The organism is Brevibacillus choshinensis (assembly GCF_001420695.1).
GTDB classification, from domain to species: Bacteria; Bacillota; Bacilli; order Brevibacillales; family Brevibacillaceae; genus Brevibacillus; species Brevibacillus choshinensis.
The window spans coordinates 2,178,094-2,194,423 of record NZ_LJJB01000007.1; the positions used below are offsets into that span (position 1 = coordinate 2,178,094).

12 protein-coding genes and 1 pseudogene are annotated in these 16,330 nt (G+C 48.5%); 5 read left to right on the top strand and 8 right to left on the bottom strand.

Going from position 1 to position 16,330, the window contains the following annotated elements; all coding sequences use genetic code 11:
• Nucleotides 1–77: 77 nt before the first annotated feature.
• The 5 genes from AN963_RS10290 to AN963_RS10310 form a co-directional block, all read right to left on the bottom strand.
• Complete coding sequence (locus AN963_RS10290; RefSeq protein WP_055744372.1) at nucleotides 78–4,967, bottom strand: chitobiase/beta-hexosaminidase C-terminal domain-containing protein; 4,890 nt, start codon at nucleotides 4,965–4,967, stop codon at nucleotides 78–80.
• A 743-nt stretch (nucleotides 4,968–5,710) separates the two neighbouring features.
• On the bottom strand, nucleotides 5,711–6,205 hold the full coding sequence (locus AN963_RS10295) for a hypothetical protein (RefSeq protein ID WP_161827269.1): 495 nt from the start codon (nucleotides 6,203–6,205) through the stop codon (nucleotides 5,711–5,713).
• Nucleotides 6,175–6,498, bottom strand: coding sequence for a hypothetical protein (locus tag AN963_RS10300; RefSeq protein WP_055744374.1), 324 nt, complete (start codon nucleotides 6,496–6,498; stop codon nucleotides 6,175–6,177). The genes AN963_RS10295 and AN963_RS10300 overlap by 31 nt, the downstream gene beginning before the upstream one ends.
• Before the next feature lie 276 nt (nucleotides 6,499–6,774).
• Nucleotides 6,775–7,374, bottom strand: coding sequence for a DJ-1/PfpI family protein (locus AN963_RS10305; protein WP_055744535.1), 600 nt, complete (start codon nucleotides 7,372–7,374; stop codon nucleotides 6,775–6,777).
• A 129-nt stretch (nucleotides 7,375–7,503) separates the two neighbouring features.
• On the bottom strand, nucleotides 7,504–8,076 hold the full coding sequence (locus AN963_RS10310; RefSeq protein ID WP_055744375.1) for a GNAT family N-acetyltransferase: 573 nt from the start codon (nucleotides 8,074–8,076) through the stop codon (nucleotides 7,504–7,506).
• Between the two features lie 234 nt (nucleotides 8,077–8,310).
• Here AN963_RS10310 and AN963_RS10315 point away from each other — a divergent pair, with 234 nt between their 5' ends.
• Complete coding sequence (locus AN963_RS10315; RefSeq protein ID WP_055744376.1) at nucleotides 8,311–9,144, top strand: DUF92 domain-containing protein; 834 nt, start codon at nucleotides 8,311–8,313, stop codon at nucleotides 9,142–9,144.
• A gap of 176 nt (nucleotides 9,145–9,320) precedes the next feature.
• Here AN963_RS10315 and AN963_RS10320 read toward each other — a convergent pair whose 3' ends face one another.
• The 3 genes and pseudogenes from AN963_RS10320 to AN963_RS31155 all read right to left on the bottom strand — a co-directional run bounded on the left by AN963_RS10320 (nucleotide 9,321) and on the right by AN963_RS31155 (nucleotide 11,763).
• Nucleotides 9,321–9,716 carry a VOC family protein gene (locus tag AN963_RS10320; RefSeq protein WP_055744377.1) on the bottom strand — a complete coding sequence of 132 codons (396 nt, stop codon included), beginning with the start codon at nucleotides 9,714–9,716 and terminating at the stop codon, nucleotides 9,321–9,323.
• Between the two features lie 508 nt (nucleotides 9,717–10,224).
• Nucleotides 10,225–11,511: pseudogene (locus tag AN963_RS10325) on the bottom strand (IS110 family RNA-guided transposase).
• A 108-nt stretch (nucleotides 11,512–11,619) separates the two neighbouring features.
• A complete protein-coding gene (locus AN963_RS31155) occupies nucleotides 11,620–11,763 on the bottom strand; it encodes a hypothetical protein (protein ID WP_161827270.1) in 144 nt (47 codons plus the stop codon).
• Nucleotides 11,764–11,884: 121 nt separating this feature from the next.
• Here AN963_RS31155 and AN963_RS10330 point away from each other — a divergent pair, with 121 nt between their 5' ends.
• The 4 genes from AN963_RS10330 to AN963_RS10345 all read left to right on the top strand — a co-directional run bounded on the left by AN963_RS10330 (nucleotide 11,885) and on the right by AN963_RS10345 (nucleotide 16,243).
• Nucleotides 11,885–13,279: a sigma-54 interaction domain-containing protein gene (locus AN963_RS10330; protein WP_055744378.1), complete on the top strand. Its 1,395-nt coding sequence runs from the start codon at nucleotides 11,885–11,887 to the stop codon at nucleotides 13,277–13,279.
• Nucleotides 13,280–13,446: 167 nt separating this feature from the next.
• On the top strand, nucleotides 13,447–13,644 hold the full coding sequence (locus tag AN963_RS10335) for a DUF3311 domain-containing protein (RefSeq protein ID WP_236707920.1): 198 nt from the start codon (nucleotides 13,447–13,449) through the stop codon (nucleotides 13,642–13,644).
• The gene (locus tag AN963_RS10340) at nucleotides 13,644–15,119 is read left to right on the top strand and encodes a sodium:solute symporter family protein (RefSeq protein ID WP_055744380.1); all 1,476 of its coding nucleotides are present in this window, start codon (nucleotides 13,644–13,646) and stop codon (nucleotides 15,117–15,119) included. Before AN963_RS10335 ends, AN963_RS10340 begins: the two co-directional genes overlap by 1 nt.
• Before the next feature lie 26 nt (nucleotides 15,120–15,145).
• Nucleotides 15,146–16,243 (top strand): C45 family autoproteolytic acyltransferase/hydolase, encoded by a 1,098-nt coding sequence (locus tag AN963_RS10345; RefSeq protein WP_055744381.1) that lies wholly within the window; start codon nucleotides 15,146–15,148, stop codon nucleotides 16,241–16,243.
• The last annotated feature ends 87 nt before the right edge of the window (nucleotides 16,244–16,330 follow it).

Genomic DNA, 16,330 nt, shown 5'->3' on the forward strand with positions numbered 1-16,330 from the left:
AAACTCCTAGGCTGCAATCACTGCCTAGGAGTCTATTTTCTTCAGAGAAGCCGCCTTACAGCATCGACTCTCTATCTTTATTTGGACGTTACCGTCACCTTGACTTGAACCGTCTTGCCTGCATACGAGACTATGATGATTGCATTGGTGCGGGCCTTCGCCTCGGACACGACCTGGATCAGGCCGTTATCGTCCACAGTGACCGTTTCCGGATCACTGGATTCGTAGCCGATTCCCTCCGCTTCGGTCACGTCTTCCATACTGCCATCAGCAAGGGTGGCGGTCACTTTCAATTGCCTTTCTTCCCCCTGAGCAAGTTTCAGGGAGTTTTCCTTTACTTTGACGGATTTGATCGAGGCCTCGCCGATCACGTAGGAAGCGGACATTTCGGCGGTAAAGACCACCTTGTCATCCTCGATGGCCAGCTCCTCCGCTTTCCCCTTCCCTGCCGTGACCGGAATCCACGATTTGCCCCGGTACATGTAAGCCTGAAGCTTTTCGCCAGCCTCGGTTGAGACAGGCAACCCGAGTCGGACACCCGCTTTCCCAAAACTGTTCAGTTCCTTGCCGTTTACCCGTACGTACAAGGCATACGTATCACCTGCATGGAGCACATTTTCCACTTTCTCTTCCGCTGGCAAAAGGGAGAGGCCGATCCGCTTTCCGCGATTCCGGTCCAGGAACACTGCGGGCACTTCCACCCAAGCCGTGGATGGGAGGATCATCCGTGCCGCCACATCATATTTCCGCAGAAGCTCGCCGAGTTTCTCGTCCAGGACGACCATCTGATCCGCCTTTTCTTTCTTCTTGCCGAGGGCCCTATTTGCTTCTTTTTCCTCGTCAACCTGGATAAACAGGGTCGGTTCAAAACCGATCCGGTCATTCCGCCCTTCGATTGCCTCCATGAAGCCTGCGAGCAAGTCCATGATCTCTTTGACCTCGTGATCATCCGCTTCGATCTCTGCTCCTCGCTCCACTCGCAGAGTTCCCGCTTTTTCCAGCAGCGCGTCGGCCACAGACCGCAGCCGCTTTGCCAGTTCGTCGGAAATGGACTTTCTGCCGAGAGGCTCCAGCGCGATTTGAGCCAAAGACGTCAATGTTCGGAATCCATGGCGGGCCAGTTCTACATCCTCGTCTCCGCCTGCCTCAAGCGTGGATTCGAACGCTCTCTCGAGGAATTCGCCGGTCAGTTGTGCCAACGTTTGTTCATGGACGGTTCCGCGTTCCGTCTGTTTTGCCACTGCAGCCAGCACAGTGGAGAGGGTATGCTGAACCGTTTCCCACTTCTCTGCCGCTTCCACCTTCGCGGACCCGACCACTTTCTCCAGGCTATCCAGCACCCGTGTCACCTGCTGGATGATCTCTTCTTCCCCTGTGGCTGCCCGGATCAGGTCTGCCGCCTGCTCATTTTGCTCTCGCTGGCTGTCCGGGGTAGGATCGCCGGGCTCCGTCGTTGTTTTGGCCGGCACGCGGACCGTGATGGGACTGGTTGCGGCGACGGATTGGTCGGACTCTCTCTTCACCTCGAAGACAAGCTCCACATCCGTCTGGTTCACAGGCGGCGCAATGGTGCCATCCCGTGCAATTACCTGCGGCTGACTGGATGATTGGATCCGGATGGAAAAGCCTTCTGGAACTTCTGGCAGCGTAAGCTCGGTCGCATCGGCAGTCGGTTGCGAAACGGAGGTGATCTCTGCCGCAATATCCTGTGCTGTCGGTTCCTTTTCTCCGTGATCCGGCACATCGATTTGCACTAGGACAGGATCGTGGTCGCTCACCCGGCCCTCTTTTTCCGTAAAGCCGGCATTGATGTGGACGATGTCGATCTCGGTGTCATCTGCGAGGTGATTGCTGACCAGGATTTGGTCCAGCACCTGAGAATTTCCCTGGTAGACATATGTGAATTGCTTGCCAGTTGGCAGTTCCTCCACCATATTCGTCAAAACACCATCCTTCAGTGACTGGATGGGACGCGAGAAAGGAAAATCATTCAGGTCGCCCAGCACGACCACATTTGCCTTCGGATCGGAGGTGTGGATCTCTTTCACAAATCCGCCTAGCACATCGGCTATTTTCATCCGTTGGGCCTCAGTCACCAGTTCGGGTGGCTGTTGTTTGCCGTACAGCCCACCGTCTCCCCCCTTGGAGTTGAAATGGTTGGCGATGACGATGACCGGTTTACCCTGGAATTCAAATTCGGCTGCCAGCGGCTTGCGGCTGTTGTCGAACGCTTCATTCGTGGGATCGACCCTGCCCGGATTCAAGGACAGGTGGGCGACGCCATCCGTAGTTACAACTTGCACAGCTGTGACGGCATCCCCGGCAGAACCTTCCGCCAGTTCGACTCTTTGCGGATTGTAGAAGAAGCCGACACGGATATTTCCTCCCGGCTGACCGCCGTCCTGATTGTTTTGCGGAGCGATGTCCACGTACCGGTACTCGACCCCGCCTTCTGACTCCACAGCATCGATCAATGCCTGCGCCGACTCCCGCGCGTCGGTCTCCCCTAAGTCAGTCGGTCCGTTGTTGTCCTGCATTTCCACCACACCGATGATGTCCGGCTGTTTCAGGTTGTGGACGACGGTTTCCGCGATCCGCGCCACTTTTGCTGGATCGGTATTGGCGGAAAAGTTCTCGATATTGTAGGAGGCGATGGTCAACTCCTCATCCTTTTGCTCTATTTTCGTTACGGTAGGCTGATAATCGCTGACCGTGACTTCAAATGGCTCGGTATGGTACAGCTTGTAATTCGTAAAGCTGTAATCGATGATGCCCACGAGCGGCGCGGACAGTGTGTCTCCCACTTTGGGCTCGGACGTAATGGGAAGGAGTTTGTCCACAACGGTAATCCGCTCCGGGTGACTGTCATTTGCTTGCAGCAGCACGCCTCCCGCAGGAGTGCGCGGCTGATCGGGATGCGCCTTGTCATCGATGACTACAAATTCCACGCTGGCCGGATTCGTGAACGTCTTGGTCTCTCCCACGACGATCGGATTGTCGATCTGCACCAGCATGCCCTCTACACTCTCCCAGAAGTCGATGCCGTCTTCTTCGGGGTCGAATGCCGCCATGCTGTCGTTGTCAATCACGCCTTCCGGATACGCATAGCCGCCTTCTCCCAAGACCGCAGGCTGGGGAATCGGCTGCTGGTGCCTGACAACCGTGTAAGCGCTGGCGTCGATCTGGGTCTGGGTCAAGTCGGTAGCAGCCCTGCTGGAGCTGACGTACTCCTTGACAACACCGTTTACCGCCACCAGATCGCCCGGGGAAACTGTTGCTTTCGGTTCGAACACGTAGATGCCTTCGGACGTGCGCAGATCGCTGTCAGGCTGGGGATCCTGCATGTAAAAGCCTTGCACGCTGCTGCCGCTTTTGACAACCGTGGTAACAATGCCTTCCACGCCATTCACCGCCTGGTTGCTGTACACAGATGTGTGGGTAGAGCCCTGGATGTCATGAATGCGAACGACATCTTTTTGAATGGTGTAGTTGTAGCTGGCAACGTCACTGTCGGTGTACCCGTCCTTCACGGCAAACGCTTTGATGGTCATGGCCGCATCTACTTGGATCGGTCCAGTGTACGTTTGGCTTTCTCTCGTAGGATGGGAGCCGTCAGTCGTATAATAAATGATTGCGTCTGCCAATGCCGTGCTGAGCGCAACCTTGGTCCCTGCCGCCACCATAGGTCCCGCAGGAGTGGCAGTAACCACAGGCACCTTGCTCGCATCCGTTACCAGATCAGCTGCTGTACGAGGAACCAGCTTGAAGACGTTAAAGTCGTAGGTGACCACACCTGTGACCCTCTCGTAGGTCGTCCCGATCGCCAAAGGCAAGGATGCACCTGGCCGAGAAACAAATGCCCCGCTCTCATCCCTCAGCGTATAGTTGCCATTTTCATTTTTTTCTACGGTGACATTCTGGAGGGTGACCAGCTCCGCTTCCACATTTTCGCCTTTGTCTGCCGAGAAGTCAGCCGATGTGACCAATTGCGGTGCCGGAACGCCCGCTTGCTGCTGGAGCACGGTGACGTCACTGGCGTTCGCCTCCAGCTGGGCGAGACCAAAGTATTGGTTGATTTTACCCGCGGCTCGGATTTTGTCGCCGATGCCAACCTTGCTGGCTAAATCCGCCGCCCGCAGCACGATTCCTGCCGTTTCGTCCTGCATGTACACATTATTTTGACCGCCAGCCTCAAAGATGGCCGTTATGGTACCTTCCACGGCAACGACAGTCCCATTGGCCGCTATCCTTGCTTCGGAAACCGGGATGGGTGTCACATCGCCGGGAGGCTCCTCTGTCCCGAGTGCATTGCTCGGGCCAGGATCAGCCGCGAGAAAGTCCGCTCCGTTGTTGTCCGTGTCCCAGCCGTTTCCTTTTCCCGGGACAATGCCGCTTTCGTTGCTTTTACGAGAAACGCCCACAGTTGCCGAAGGAGCTGCCGCGGGCGCGCCTCCTTCCGCGGCATTGACAGTCGTGCCGTATCCGACAAAATCGACCACACCGGTTTGTCCCGCCGGATTGGCGCTGGTTAGAGCAGTAGCGTGGCTCACCAATGCCACCTTGCCCGCGGATGCTCCCATCGCGATGCTTCCCTGTGCGTCGGGGACAGGCAGACTCTGTGAGCCTCCCGCGCCTGCCACTTCCTGAATCAGATAGTATCCATTCGGGGGGATGCCTCCCGAGAGCTCTGTCTTTTGCCAGGTGGAACCTGCAGCAGAAGCGTACTGGACCGTCCAGCCGGAGAGCGAAACAGCTTGTCCCGTCGGATTGTACAGTTCAATAAAGTCATTTTTGTAGAAAGCCCCGCTGTTTCCCCCGCCTCCGTAAACTTCGCTGATGACCACATGATCGGCGACATTCGCCTTTGCCTGCGGAAGCCAACCTGCCGGAGTGATTGCTCCGATCATTACGGTGACCGTCAGCCCCAGCGTTCGGAAGCGACTGTAGTTGCTCCTCTGTTTCACCATTTTCGTTCTGCTCCTCCTCTATCTCGATTTGAATCTGTTTCCTCCAATCGTAAACAAGCTGTCTAAATTTTACGTAAATAAAATGTAAAGAATACAGCATTATTTCCAATATCTACAAAAAACCACCGAAAGGCATAGGCCCTCTCGGCGGTTTGTAGGTCTTTTTTCATTCTGTTAGGCTAATGATACAGGGCTCTCTATTGGGAAGAAACCAATCATCAATAAAAAGAAAGGGGCTTATTATTTGGACCCTTTTAATTTAAGTAACACTGTACTCTCCACATGCCCCGTATGCGGGTCAATGCGGCTGTATGTTCTAATCTGTTATAACTAGCTGAGCCCTTGATTTCACTAGGTTTCCTTGTTGTCGCATCTTTCGAATATGGCGATTCAGGATAATTGGTGTTGAAATTTATCACCAGTTTAACACCAATTCATCATCAATTTTCATCTTGTTTGCCCAAAGAATTCAGCCCATCCGATCAAAAAAATCTGATGAAAATGATGTCCTTGGCTGCAGCTGGTTTAGTCTACTTTTCAACTAATTGTTCAGTGATAATAACTTTTAGACCCGCCCCCCCATATGGTATAAGGAGTCCCGGTCTTCTTAGTCACCAGGTATTTAAAAATTGGTTTTAGACTATACCTCAGAATGAAGCTATTCACGGATCTAAACTGAATAATAAAGTTGTAGACTGCCTCATTAAACTATCGAACCCGTTAGTTCAGCTATTTTGAGAAAACTAACTTTTATTTCGTAGCTTACTGTATTGATCGATTGTAGCAGCAACGTTAGAGACATTATCCAAATCAATTATCTTACGAAGTTTGATGTCCCAGCATTTTAAGTTCAAAGAATCACATAAAACTTGGCATATACGTAAAGCTTCAATTACATTTCCCTCATCTCGATATATTTTAGTTCTTATGGAAATGTCATCAGCTTCTTCCGAAATACTCCCTGAGTTAAGCTCAATTTCAACCTTGTATTTGCCATCAAAATATAGAAAATAACATTCATCGTCAAAAGTTTTCCAGGATTTCGAAGTAGGGTCATTCTTTATATGCGGTGACATTTGGAGTACTTCTACGGCATGATGAAAATTATATTTATTATCCCCTACAAACTCTATACCATCTTCCGAGATACTTGGAATGTTTCCCGTTGGAAACAGAATAAATTGATATTCACCCATTGCCATAATTGTCACCTCAAGAGAAGAAAGTTTGCTAGCCATATACCAGTTGCCAAACTCCCTAAAGCCCCTGGAATGATTAAGTACCAGTCAAAATATTTGATGAAATAATGAGCTGCATAAATAAGTTCACGATCTTTAAAATAGAGTGTAAAAAGTGTTAAGACGAAATTACCTAACACTCCTGTAAAATACATAATCACAAAGAGAACATGGAAGATTACCCACCATTTTTTCCGTTTTGCGTCTAATCTGATAGCCCTCAATTTGCCAACCGAGATTACTGATCCCGCAATCAGTAAAACCAATAATAATGTCCACAAAAAAGCACTCATGAAAATCTGACCCCTCACCCATAAATTTTTAACTTGCAACGGTTTGCAAGTTTCATATTACAGGTCGATTACTGACAACTGTTGTCAGTAGTAAAAACATTGATACTATAAATGAAAAAATCCTCAAATATGTTCAAATTAATTTTAATTTATTGCGCTAAACTGCCCGATAGCTGAGTGGAGCCCACAGAACCACAGAATCGAAAACGGCAATGGATTGGGTCCATCGCCGTGCTATCACTCCCCCTTTTGATAAACACTAAAAATGAATTCAAATTAACTCCAAACAACACCTCGCCTCTCGTATTCCATTCTATATTCAACCGCAGCTGCAATTTTGGCGCTTGCGAACCTTTCCGTGATCCAAAGTCCCAAATCAAGTCCTGAAGTGACTCCTCTTGCAGTGATAATATTCCCTTGATCAACAATTCTGTAACGAAGAAGCTCTGCCCCGTATTCAATGATTTCATTCTGCGCCAAATAGTGCATCGTCGCCTTTCGACCATTCAATATACCTGAGGCAGCTAGTAGCATACCTCCTGTACAAACTCCCGCAACGATCGTTCCTTCGTTGTGCATCTCTCTAATCATTTCGGTCAGGGTTCCAAGCTCTGCTTGCTTTCGTGCCCCATGTGCAGCTTTATGATTCCAGCCACCACCAGGTACAATTAACAGATCTGGACGATTATCCATTCGTAAAAAATCATTTAGTTTAACCGTAACTCCAAACGAAGTAGAAACTTCTTGTTTTGGTTCACTTGATATTAGTTCAACCGTAAATGGAGCCCCTTCTTCTATCGCTCTTTTGAGTACCTCAAAAGGTGCGAAAGAGACAAGCTCTCCGAAGCCGTCAAACAATACAATTTGTATTTTCATTTTTAGAACACCGTCCATGTACTGAAAGAATTTTGTACTCTTCTGCCCGTTAGCCTAGAAAAGGCAGCCGGTTATTAAACCTGCCTTAATGTTTGGATTGTTGGGTTATCGAACCCGTTAGCTCAGTAATCAATGAAATTCATAACCTTTTGCTATTGAAAAGATATGGGCATCAGTTAGTTCTCCTGAGTCATTTAGGTTAACATTGCGTAAAGTACCCTCCAACGTAAAACCTGCCTTCTTAGCTACAGCTATACTTGCGTTATTCCGGGTATCACAGCGAATATCAAGACGGTTAGCTTCCAGCTCAGAAATGGCAAAGGCAACGATACCTTTTACTGCCTCTGTCATTAGACCGTCACCAGTACGCGATGTGCGTAGCCAATATCCAATTTCAAATTTGCGTACATACCAATCAAAGCGATGGAGCCCACTACTACCCACAAATTGCCCTGTATTCTTTTCAAATACATGTAGTACTAAGTCTGAGCGCTCTAGAAAATTGAGCCGGGCCTTACGTACGTAGGCTTCCGAATCGTCAATGGATGGGAGGTTTTTTACAAACGGAAGCCAGGGGAGCATCTCATTTACACTCTCATGTATGGCTTCATTTACATATTGACCATCACCCCATTGCGGTGCTCTAATCAGTAATCGCTGAGTTTCGAAATGTTCCGGAAAAGAGAGTAGTAATGGATTCATATTAGTCCTCCTTCTATCGGAATGAGTTTCCAATAATAGTAACCGCTTGACCGCTCATTGACAATTGAAAGCAACACTGCCCTTTAGCTTAACGAGGCTGCTGAATGATCGCCAGTAGCCTCTGATACTTTTGTTATGCTATCGAACCCGTTAGCTTAATTATTACCTTTTCATTTTCGAAGGCTTGCTTACGTTAAGGTATAATATAGTTCAAAGTAAAGGGGGCGGAAAGTAGTGGAGTGGTTAATAGGTCTGGCCTGCAGCTCTGGAATTGCGGGGACTGCTTATTTAAAACGATCGCTGTCCGGTTCCGGGTTATTAGCCGCGGTGATGCTGGGCACGGTGATGTACGCGCTCGGAAGCGCGGTCTGGTTCGGCTCCCTTATCGCTTTTTTTGTTTCGTCGACCTTTTTGTCCAAGTGGAAAAAGCATGTAAAGGAAGAGGCAGAGAGCGTTTATGAGAAAACCGGGCGGCGCGATGCCGGACAAGTTTTCGCTAACGGAGGTCTGGGGCTGCTTTTATGCATAGCAAATTGGGCGTGTCCCCATCCGCTTTGGTGGTACGCCTTCCTAGGCGTTATGGCGGCGGTCACAGCCGACACTTGGTCTACAGAAATCGGCGGCTTGAGCCGGACGCCTCCGAGATCGATCAAGACGGGTCGGCGCGTTCCGCCTGGCACGTCCGGAGGCGTTTCTGAACTCGGCATGGGCGCTTCGCTAGCAGGCGGCCTATTTATCGGCGCCGTAGCGTGGATGCTGCTTGCGGTGTCCGGTCAATCTGCGCCGGATGCGGCTCCGTCGGCGCTTAGACCGACCGCCTGGGTCGGAATAGCCGTCTTGGCAGGCATCATAGGGTCGCTGGCCGATTCGTGGATCGGTGCGACATGGCAGCAAATGTACCGTTGTGGCGTTTGCGGTCTCGAAATCGAACTGGCCCGCCACTGCGGCAGGCCAGCCGTGCGAATCCGCGGCCGCGCCGGCTGGAACAACGATGCCGTCAATGTTGCCGGCTCGCTTGCAGGCGGCGCGTCAGCCGCTTCGCTGGCGCTGGCACTCGGCTTAGCCTGAGATATGTAAAAAAACGGAAGGACTTCGTATCGCCGAACGATGCGGAGTCCTTCCGTTTTTTTAATAAAGGGACTCATGCTCCATCAATCCGCCAAATCTAATGGGTGATACCGGATTCCCGACGAGATCGTCATTTTAGCTATCGAACCCGTTAGTTCAATGCTTTAAATCTGTTCCTATGGCAATTGTTTCGCGATCTCCCAGGCATGTCCAGCCGGATCGATGAATGAAGCCGTTCGCACTCCCCACGGCCGGTCGATCGGACCGTTCAGTAGAGCAACCCCACGTTTTTTCAATTCTTCACAGACCTCATCCACGTCATCGACCCAAATGGTGAGTAGGAAACGGAATCCGGATTCACGTGTTGCGACTGTTCCCGGTTTCATCAATTCGTGTGACTCGGAAATATCCAAAAGGTTCACGCTCATATTCCCGAAGTTAAACACCGACGAGACCTCGTCTTCATATACGGCTTGAAATCCGAATACTTCCTGATAGAACGCCTTCACCTTCTGAAAATCCTCAACAAACAGCGTAATGACATCCACATTCATAGATCCTAAACTCTTCATATGAACACCCTGCTTTCTGCTTGTAAATTGTTATCATTAATTCAATCATAGCAAATATGAAAATCGATATTTCTTATGAATTGCTTCCTTTTCACTAAACTCCCTCTATGAGGTTTCTTTGTTCTCCTGAATACTCCCGAAATCTCACGATTTCTTGGAATACAAATCTCAAAGACAGCTCCTGCTTGGAATCATGTTGAAACAGAAGAAAATCCTGGGGTGGAGGAAATCGCAAAAGTGCTCCGAGCTAGCCACTTGTCAGTAAAAAGTGGTTATTCAGGTAAGGTATGGTCGCACTTAAGGATCTCCACTCTATCTCATAGAGGTCAACCCTCCCATGTCTCACAGAGTCTACGCTCCCACATTCCTTTATTCAACCTTTCCATGAGGTGGAGGTCAGATATACTGCCCGACAGGATCTTTGTCCGCACTTTAGTTCAGTTCCGACTCATCCGTGCTTCAGTTGTCTTTGTGTTTTCAAATAATCCTCAAGAGTAAGGTACCTTAACTAAACTACTATCTTTAGTGAAGTGAAATGAGGGATATCGTTTAGCATCTTCTCCTCATTAAACTGGCACCCCTTTTTTCCTATCGCAAACAGCACCCGTATAAGCTTGTTACACAAGGTGATGAGGGATTGCATCTTCTTCAGTGGGTTTTCCGGACGTTTTGTATAATAATCGTGCATTGCTTTAAAAGCGGTATTCTTAGCAACCAAGGGCATTATGACTCAAAAGAGGAGAGCTCGTAGCTTCTTCCTTCCTCTCTTCGTAATCTTGGTTTGCCCCTTATGTTTACCCGAGGTATTCTCACGTAGATTTAGCCCAGCTAGCTTAATGATTTGCTTCGGGTGCGTATAGTTGTTTAAGTCTCCTACTTCTGCAAGGAAACCAGCAACCGTATCTTTGCCAATTCCTCTTATCGCCAACATTCGGCTGACACTCGGCACCTGCTGAAGCAATGCGTCAATTTTACTATCGAGTTCTTCGAACTTGTTCTTAATCATTTCATATTGATCTAGTAGAATGACGAGTTCCAACTTAGCCATATCTATTCCTTGGCGAATTCCAACAGAACAGCTGGCTGCTTCTTTTAAACTCCTTATTCGGCTTAACCCAACACCACGTTTAGCGGCAAGCCTCAGATAAGTAAGTAGGTCTTCATCTGAAACTTCAAGCAACTCATGCGGTAGTAGATTTAATCGGAGAATATGGAGAGCAGATTTTCCTTCCCAGTCTTTGAATACCGTAAGGAATTCAGGAAAGTACCGATCCAACCAGTTGTGAACTCTTCCCTGAACAGCCTGTAAGTCAGTCGTTAGGAGACCGCGAATTTTCATTGCCTCTCTTAGTTCGGCATATACTCCTTGCGGAATATTAGGTACAGCGCATCTCCCATCTTTGACTAACTGTGCGATGACTTTTGCATCTTTTACGTCATTCTTTGTTGGAGAATTGTCGTCTAGTTCTTTGCTTTTCTTCACATGGAGAGGATTGACCACTCCACATGGGATATCGTGGTCTTTTAAGTAATGGACGAGATTTAGCCAGTATTGTCCCGTCGGTTCCATGCCTACAATGAATTCGCTACATCCGTTATTCAACATGATTTGCTGACACCACTGTAGAAAGCCATAGAATCCCTCTTTGCTATTCTCGAACGTCAGTGGCTTTCCCAGGTCAACTCCTCTAAAGTCCTGTGCCCGAGCCACGTGTTTAAATTTTGCGATGTCTACCCCAATTATTAGTGTGTGATAAGAGATTTGAGAAATCTTCTGATTCTGAGTATAATTCATTAAGATAGCCTCCTTGGTTTGGTTGAGGGTCCGATCGCTTGCTGGCAACTGGGACCCTTGACCATCATACCAAGGAGCTTTTTTGTTACTCAAACCTCAAATTCTTCATTATAGGAATGCTGCCCGTTTGTTGAAAAAACGGAAACCATTTACGCAGGCATTCAAAGATACCCCCACCTTCATTAGCTTAATGAAAATATAATCTTCAATAGAAGCAGCTCCTTCCTCCACTAAACGAAGTTTTTCATTCATGTTTAACGCCTCCATTTTGTGATTATGCAATGCCAAAAAAGCGCGACAAGGCTGCTGAAAAGTGCCTTTTCCTTATATGCTATACTAGATGTAATACGTACTGACTAGGGAAGTGACTCCGTTGCCTTTTATCGATATGCTGATGCAAAAAGACCTCGACAATCTTCTGGACCTCTTTTACGACGGTGTTATTATTACCGATCGGAATGGAACGATTGTCAAAGTAAATAAGGCCTATCAGCGATTGACCGCGACATCTGCAGATCAACTGATCGGTATGGATATTCGCGATACTGTAGGAGTTCAACTGCACAGCAACGAATCGAGCACGATGCGCGTGCTGGAAGAAAAACGGCCCGTAACGATCATACAAAGAGCGAGATTGGACCATGAGTTCAAAGAGTTAATGACGACAGGAATGCCAATGTTTAATGAGCAGCATGAGATTGAGTTCGTCGTGAATTGCGTGCGGGACATGACAGAACTGAGCCAGTTGAAATGGCATCTAAACGAGATTGAGAAAATGAATCGGAATTATCTGGAGGAAATTAAAACCTTAAAGCAGATGCAGGTGCATGAAAATGGATTGGTTGTGTACAGCAAAGCCATGCTCGATGTCAGGGAGGCGGCTCTCAAAGTCGCTGCTGTAGATTCACCGGTGATGCTTCGCGGGGAATCAGGGGTCGGCAAGGAAGTCATCGCCAAATTCATTCATCGCAATAGCAAACGTGCTAAAGGGGCATTTATCAAAGTCAATTGTGGGGCGATTCCGGCGTCCCTGATGGAAAGTGAGTTCTTCGGCTATGAAGCTGGTGCGTTCACAGGTGCCAATAAAGAAGGCAAAGCAGGTTTTTTTGAGCTGGCCGACAAAGGTACGTTATTTTTGGACGAAATTGGCGATATGCCGCTGGATTTGCAAGTAAAATTGCTGCGCGTCCTGGAAGAACAGGAATTCCGTCGGGTAGGCGGTGTCAAGACAATACGCTCCGATGTGCGCATTATTGCGGCAACCAATCAAGAGCTGGAAACCATGGTGGAGCAGAAGACATTTCGCAAAGATTTGTATTATCGTCTCCAAGTATATCCCATCGTGATCCCACCGCTACGCGAACGAAAAGAAGAAATTCCGTTGTTCATCGAACATTTTCTGAAAAACTATCAAGAGAAAAATGCGATCCAAATTCAAATCACCTTAGAAGCCGTCCAGCTTCTTTGTCAGCATAATTGGCCAGGCAATATTCGGGAGTTGATCAATGTCTTGGAACGTATGGCCATCACGTGCGACAACAATACGATCCTGCCGGAGCATTTGCCTCGTGAGCTGTTTGGCAATCTCGGAAAAATTATTCCCAAGACCTTTCAGGAAGAAATAGATCTATTTGAGTATCAGGGAATGAAACGAGCACTTGCGCTGCATAAATCAACCAGAAAAGCAGCCTTGGCCTTGCAGATGAGTCAACCTACCTTAGTGAGAAGAATGAAGCAGTTTGATCAGAAATTCAGGAATGATCTATAATTGGATCACCCAATAGACAGTCTGATTTATTATTGAATCAGTTTTACCCTTTGTCAATGATCGTGTCGCCATTGTGGCGGCATTTCTTCATTGGCATTTTTTTTGCATATATAGTTTTACGAGAAAGGAGAACATTTATCACAAACTTTATGAAGGAGGAATCATATTTGAAATTCATTCATGTATTGGGACTCATCCCCTTTATCGGAATGCTTGGCGGACTTCCTTTTGCCAACAAGGTATCTTCGTTTGTACTGGGTCTGCCCTTTCTACTCTTCTGGATCGTGCTTTGGGTCATTCTAACCTCTGTGGTAATGGTCCTTGTCAATTACCTGGATCCAGCCAATCGAGAGGAGGAAGCTTGATGGTTAGCTTGGTTATCACCTTTGCCTTTTTAGCGGCGGCGATTTTTCTCGCCATTCGATCGACTAGGGGCAAAAAAATGAATCTGGAGCAATGGGCTGTTGGAGGTCGCGGTTTTGGAACCGTTTTCGTCTTTCTCTTGCTCGCAGGCGAGTTCTTTACGACCTTCACGTTCTTAGGCGGTAGCGGGATGATCTATCAGGTAGGCTCCCCTGCCTATTATGTGCTTGCGTACATGACATTGGCCTACGTCTTCTCGTACTATCTGCTCCCTCCTATTTGGCGATATGCCAAAGAACACGGAATCGTCTCCATCTCAGACTTTTTCCGGTTCAAATACAACAGCTCCTCCCTTGGCTTGCTGGTCTCTATCGTGGGTATCATCGCGTCTGTTCCGGTTGTTGTCCTTCAGTTAAAAGGGCTTGGCATCATCGTTTCAGAAACCTCCTACGGGATGATTTCTCCTACGCTTGCTGTGTGGATCGGAACGATTGCTGTAACCGTATACGTCATGATCTCTGGTATCCACGGCGCAGCCTGGACTGCCATCATCAAGGACTTCACGATCATTGCCGTTGTCGTGTTTTTGGGACTGTATTTGCCCTACCACTACTACGGGGGCATCGAGCCGATGTTCAAAGCCGTACAAGCAGCAAAGCCGGCTCATCTGTCCTTCCCTGACAGCGGGCAGAGCTTGAGCTGGGTCATTTCGACCGTTTTGATGACCTCTGTTGGTTTTTATATGCAGCCAGGACTTTTTGCTGCGGCACTCTCTGCCAAAAGCGCGAAGGTATTCCGACGCAACACGATGGTCATGCCGTTGTACACCCTGCTTTTGATGTTCGTCTTTTTCGTTGGCTATACGGCCATCCTGCAAGTTCCGGGGCTCAAAGGCGCAGAGGGCGACCTGTCCTTACTGAGGCTCTCCATCCAGACCTTTGATCCGTGGTTTATCGGGGTGATTGGCGGGGTTGGATTGTTGACGGCTTTGGTGCCAACCTCTGTCATACTGCTGACTATCGGTACACTCTTTGCGAAAAACGTCTATCAGCCATTGTTCAAACCAAACAACGAGTCCCAGGTAGCCAAAGTGGCAAAATTGACGGTTCCGGTTGTAGCGTTTATCTCCCTTTACTTTGTCATCAATGGCGGAAATGCCCTGTACGCGTTGCTACTGATGTCGTTCAGTCTGATTACACAGCTCTTTCCTTCACTGCTGTTCAGTTTGCTTCCCAACAATCGAATCAACAAGCATGGCGCCACCTGGGGGATTCTCGTTGGAGTCGCAACAGTCGCTTACATCACGATTTCCGGATCGACAATCAGCTCGCTTTTCCCTGCGTTCCCTCAAGCTGTGAAAGACTTGAACAGCGGATTGATTGCGCTTTTCGCGAATGTGATCGTGACTTTACTCATCAGTGTTCTTACATCTAAAAGTTCTGCAGAAAACAAACCGTTGCCATCTGAGATGTACTAGAAAAACGAAAATTGCCGGAGGTTTTCATGAAAGCGTTTCAACATATACGTGTAAGTGGTCCTGCCTTTGAACGAGGGAAACAACTTGGTGAGCTGGCGAAACAACAGATCATTCACAATATCGAGACGTACAAAGCCCTGTTTTGGGAGATGGCGCATGTAAAATGGGACGCTGCTCGCGACTACGCTGTCAAGTATATCTCAGTCATCGAAAGCTACGACCCTGAGATTTTGCAGGAGATCAAAGGAATCAGTGAAGGCTCTGGACAAGACTTGCTCGATCTGATCACACTCAATGCAAGAAGTGAAATGATCACCAATCTGGCAGGAAGCGATACCCCTTCTGACGGATGCACCAGTATGGCTGCTGTTCCCGAAGTAACGAAAAATCAGGAGATGCTGCTCGGTCAAAACTGGGATTGGAACAACAAGGTCAAGCCCGGGATGATCGTCCTGGAAATCGTTCAGGCGCCAAGACCGAAAATTTTAATGGTCACGGAAGCAGGTATCGTAGGCAAAATCGGCATGAACAGTTCTGGAATCGGCGTCTGCCTGAACTTCCTCGGGACGTCCGAGCGTACCATCGGGGTCCCCATCCATATTATCCTGCGAGGGATCCTGAACAGCACGACCCTTCCTCAAGCAGTCGGTCAAGTAGCTCGTATGAACCGCGGGACTTCAGCCAACTACCTGATCGCCCACAAGGAAGGTGAAGCTCTAAATGTCGAAGCTTCTCCGACCAACTACGATGTGCTTTACCCGGCGGAAGGCTGGCTGGTTCACGCCAATCATTTTATCGGACCGCGCTCGATAAACATTCAGGATACGGCGAGGATCATGTCACCTGATTCACACTTGCGGCAGGGAAGAGCCAGCAAGCTTTTGTCGCAATATGGAAACGCCATTGACTCGAAAGCTTTTCGAAAGATATTCTGCGATCACGCAGGCAGTCCGGATGGTATCTGCAGACACGGAGAGACGAAACCACCTGATCTTGGTCGGCCCCTCATCTCCAGCACCGTTTTTTCCATCATTATGAACTTGTCTCAAGGAACCTTTGAACTGGCGGAAGGGCAGCCTTGCGAGAATCCATATGAAGTATATCAATTTATTTCCGAAGCATAACAAAAAAGCTCACTCCTCCTTGGTCAAGACCCCATTTAGTGGACACTAAAAAAAGAGCTAAGCAGCAAGCTGGCGCCGGTACTCAAT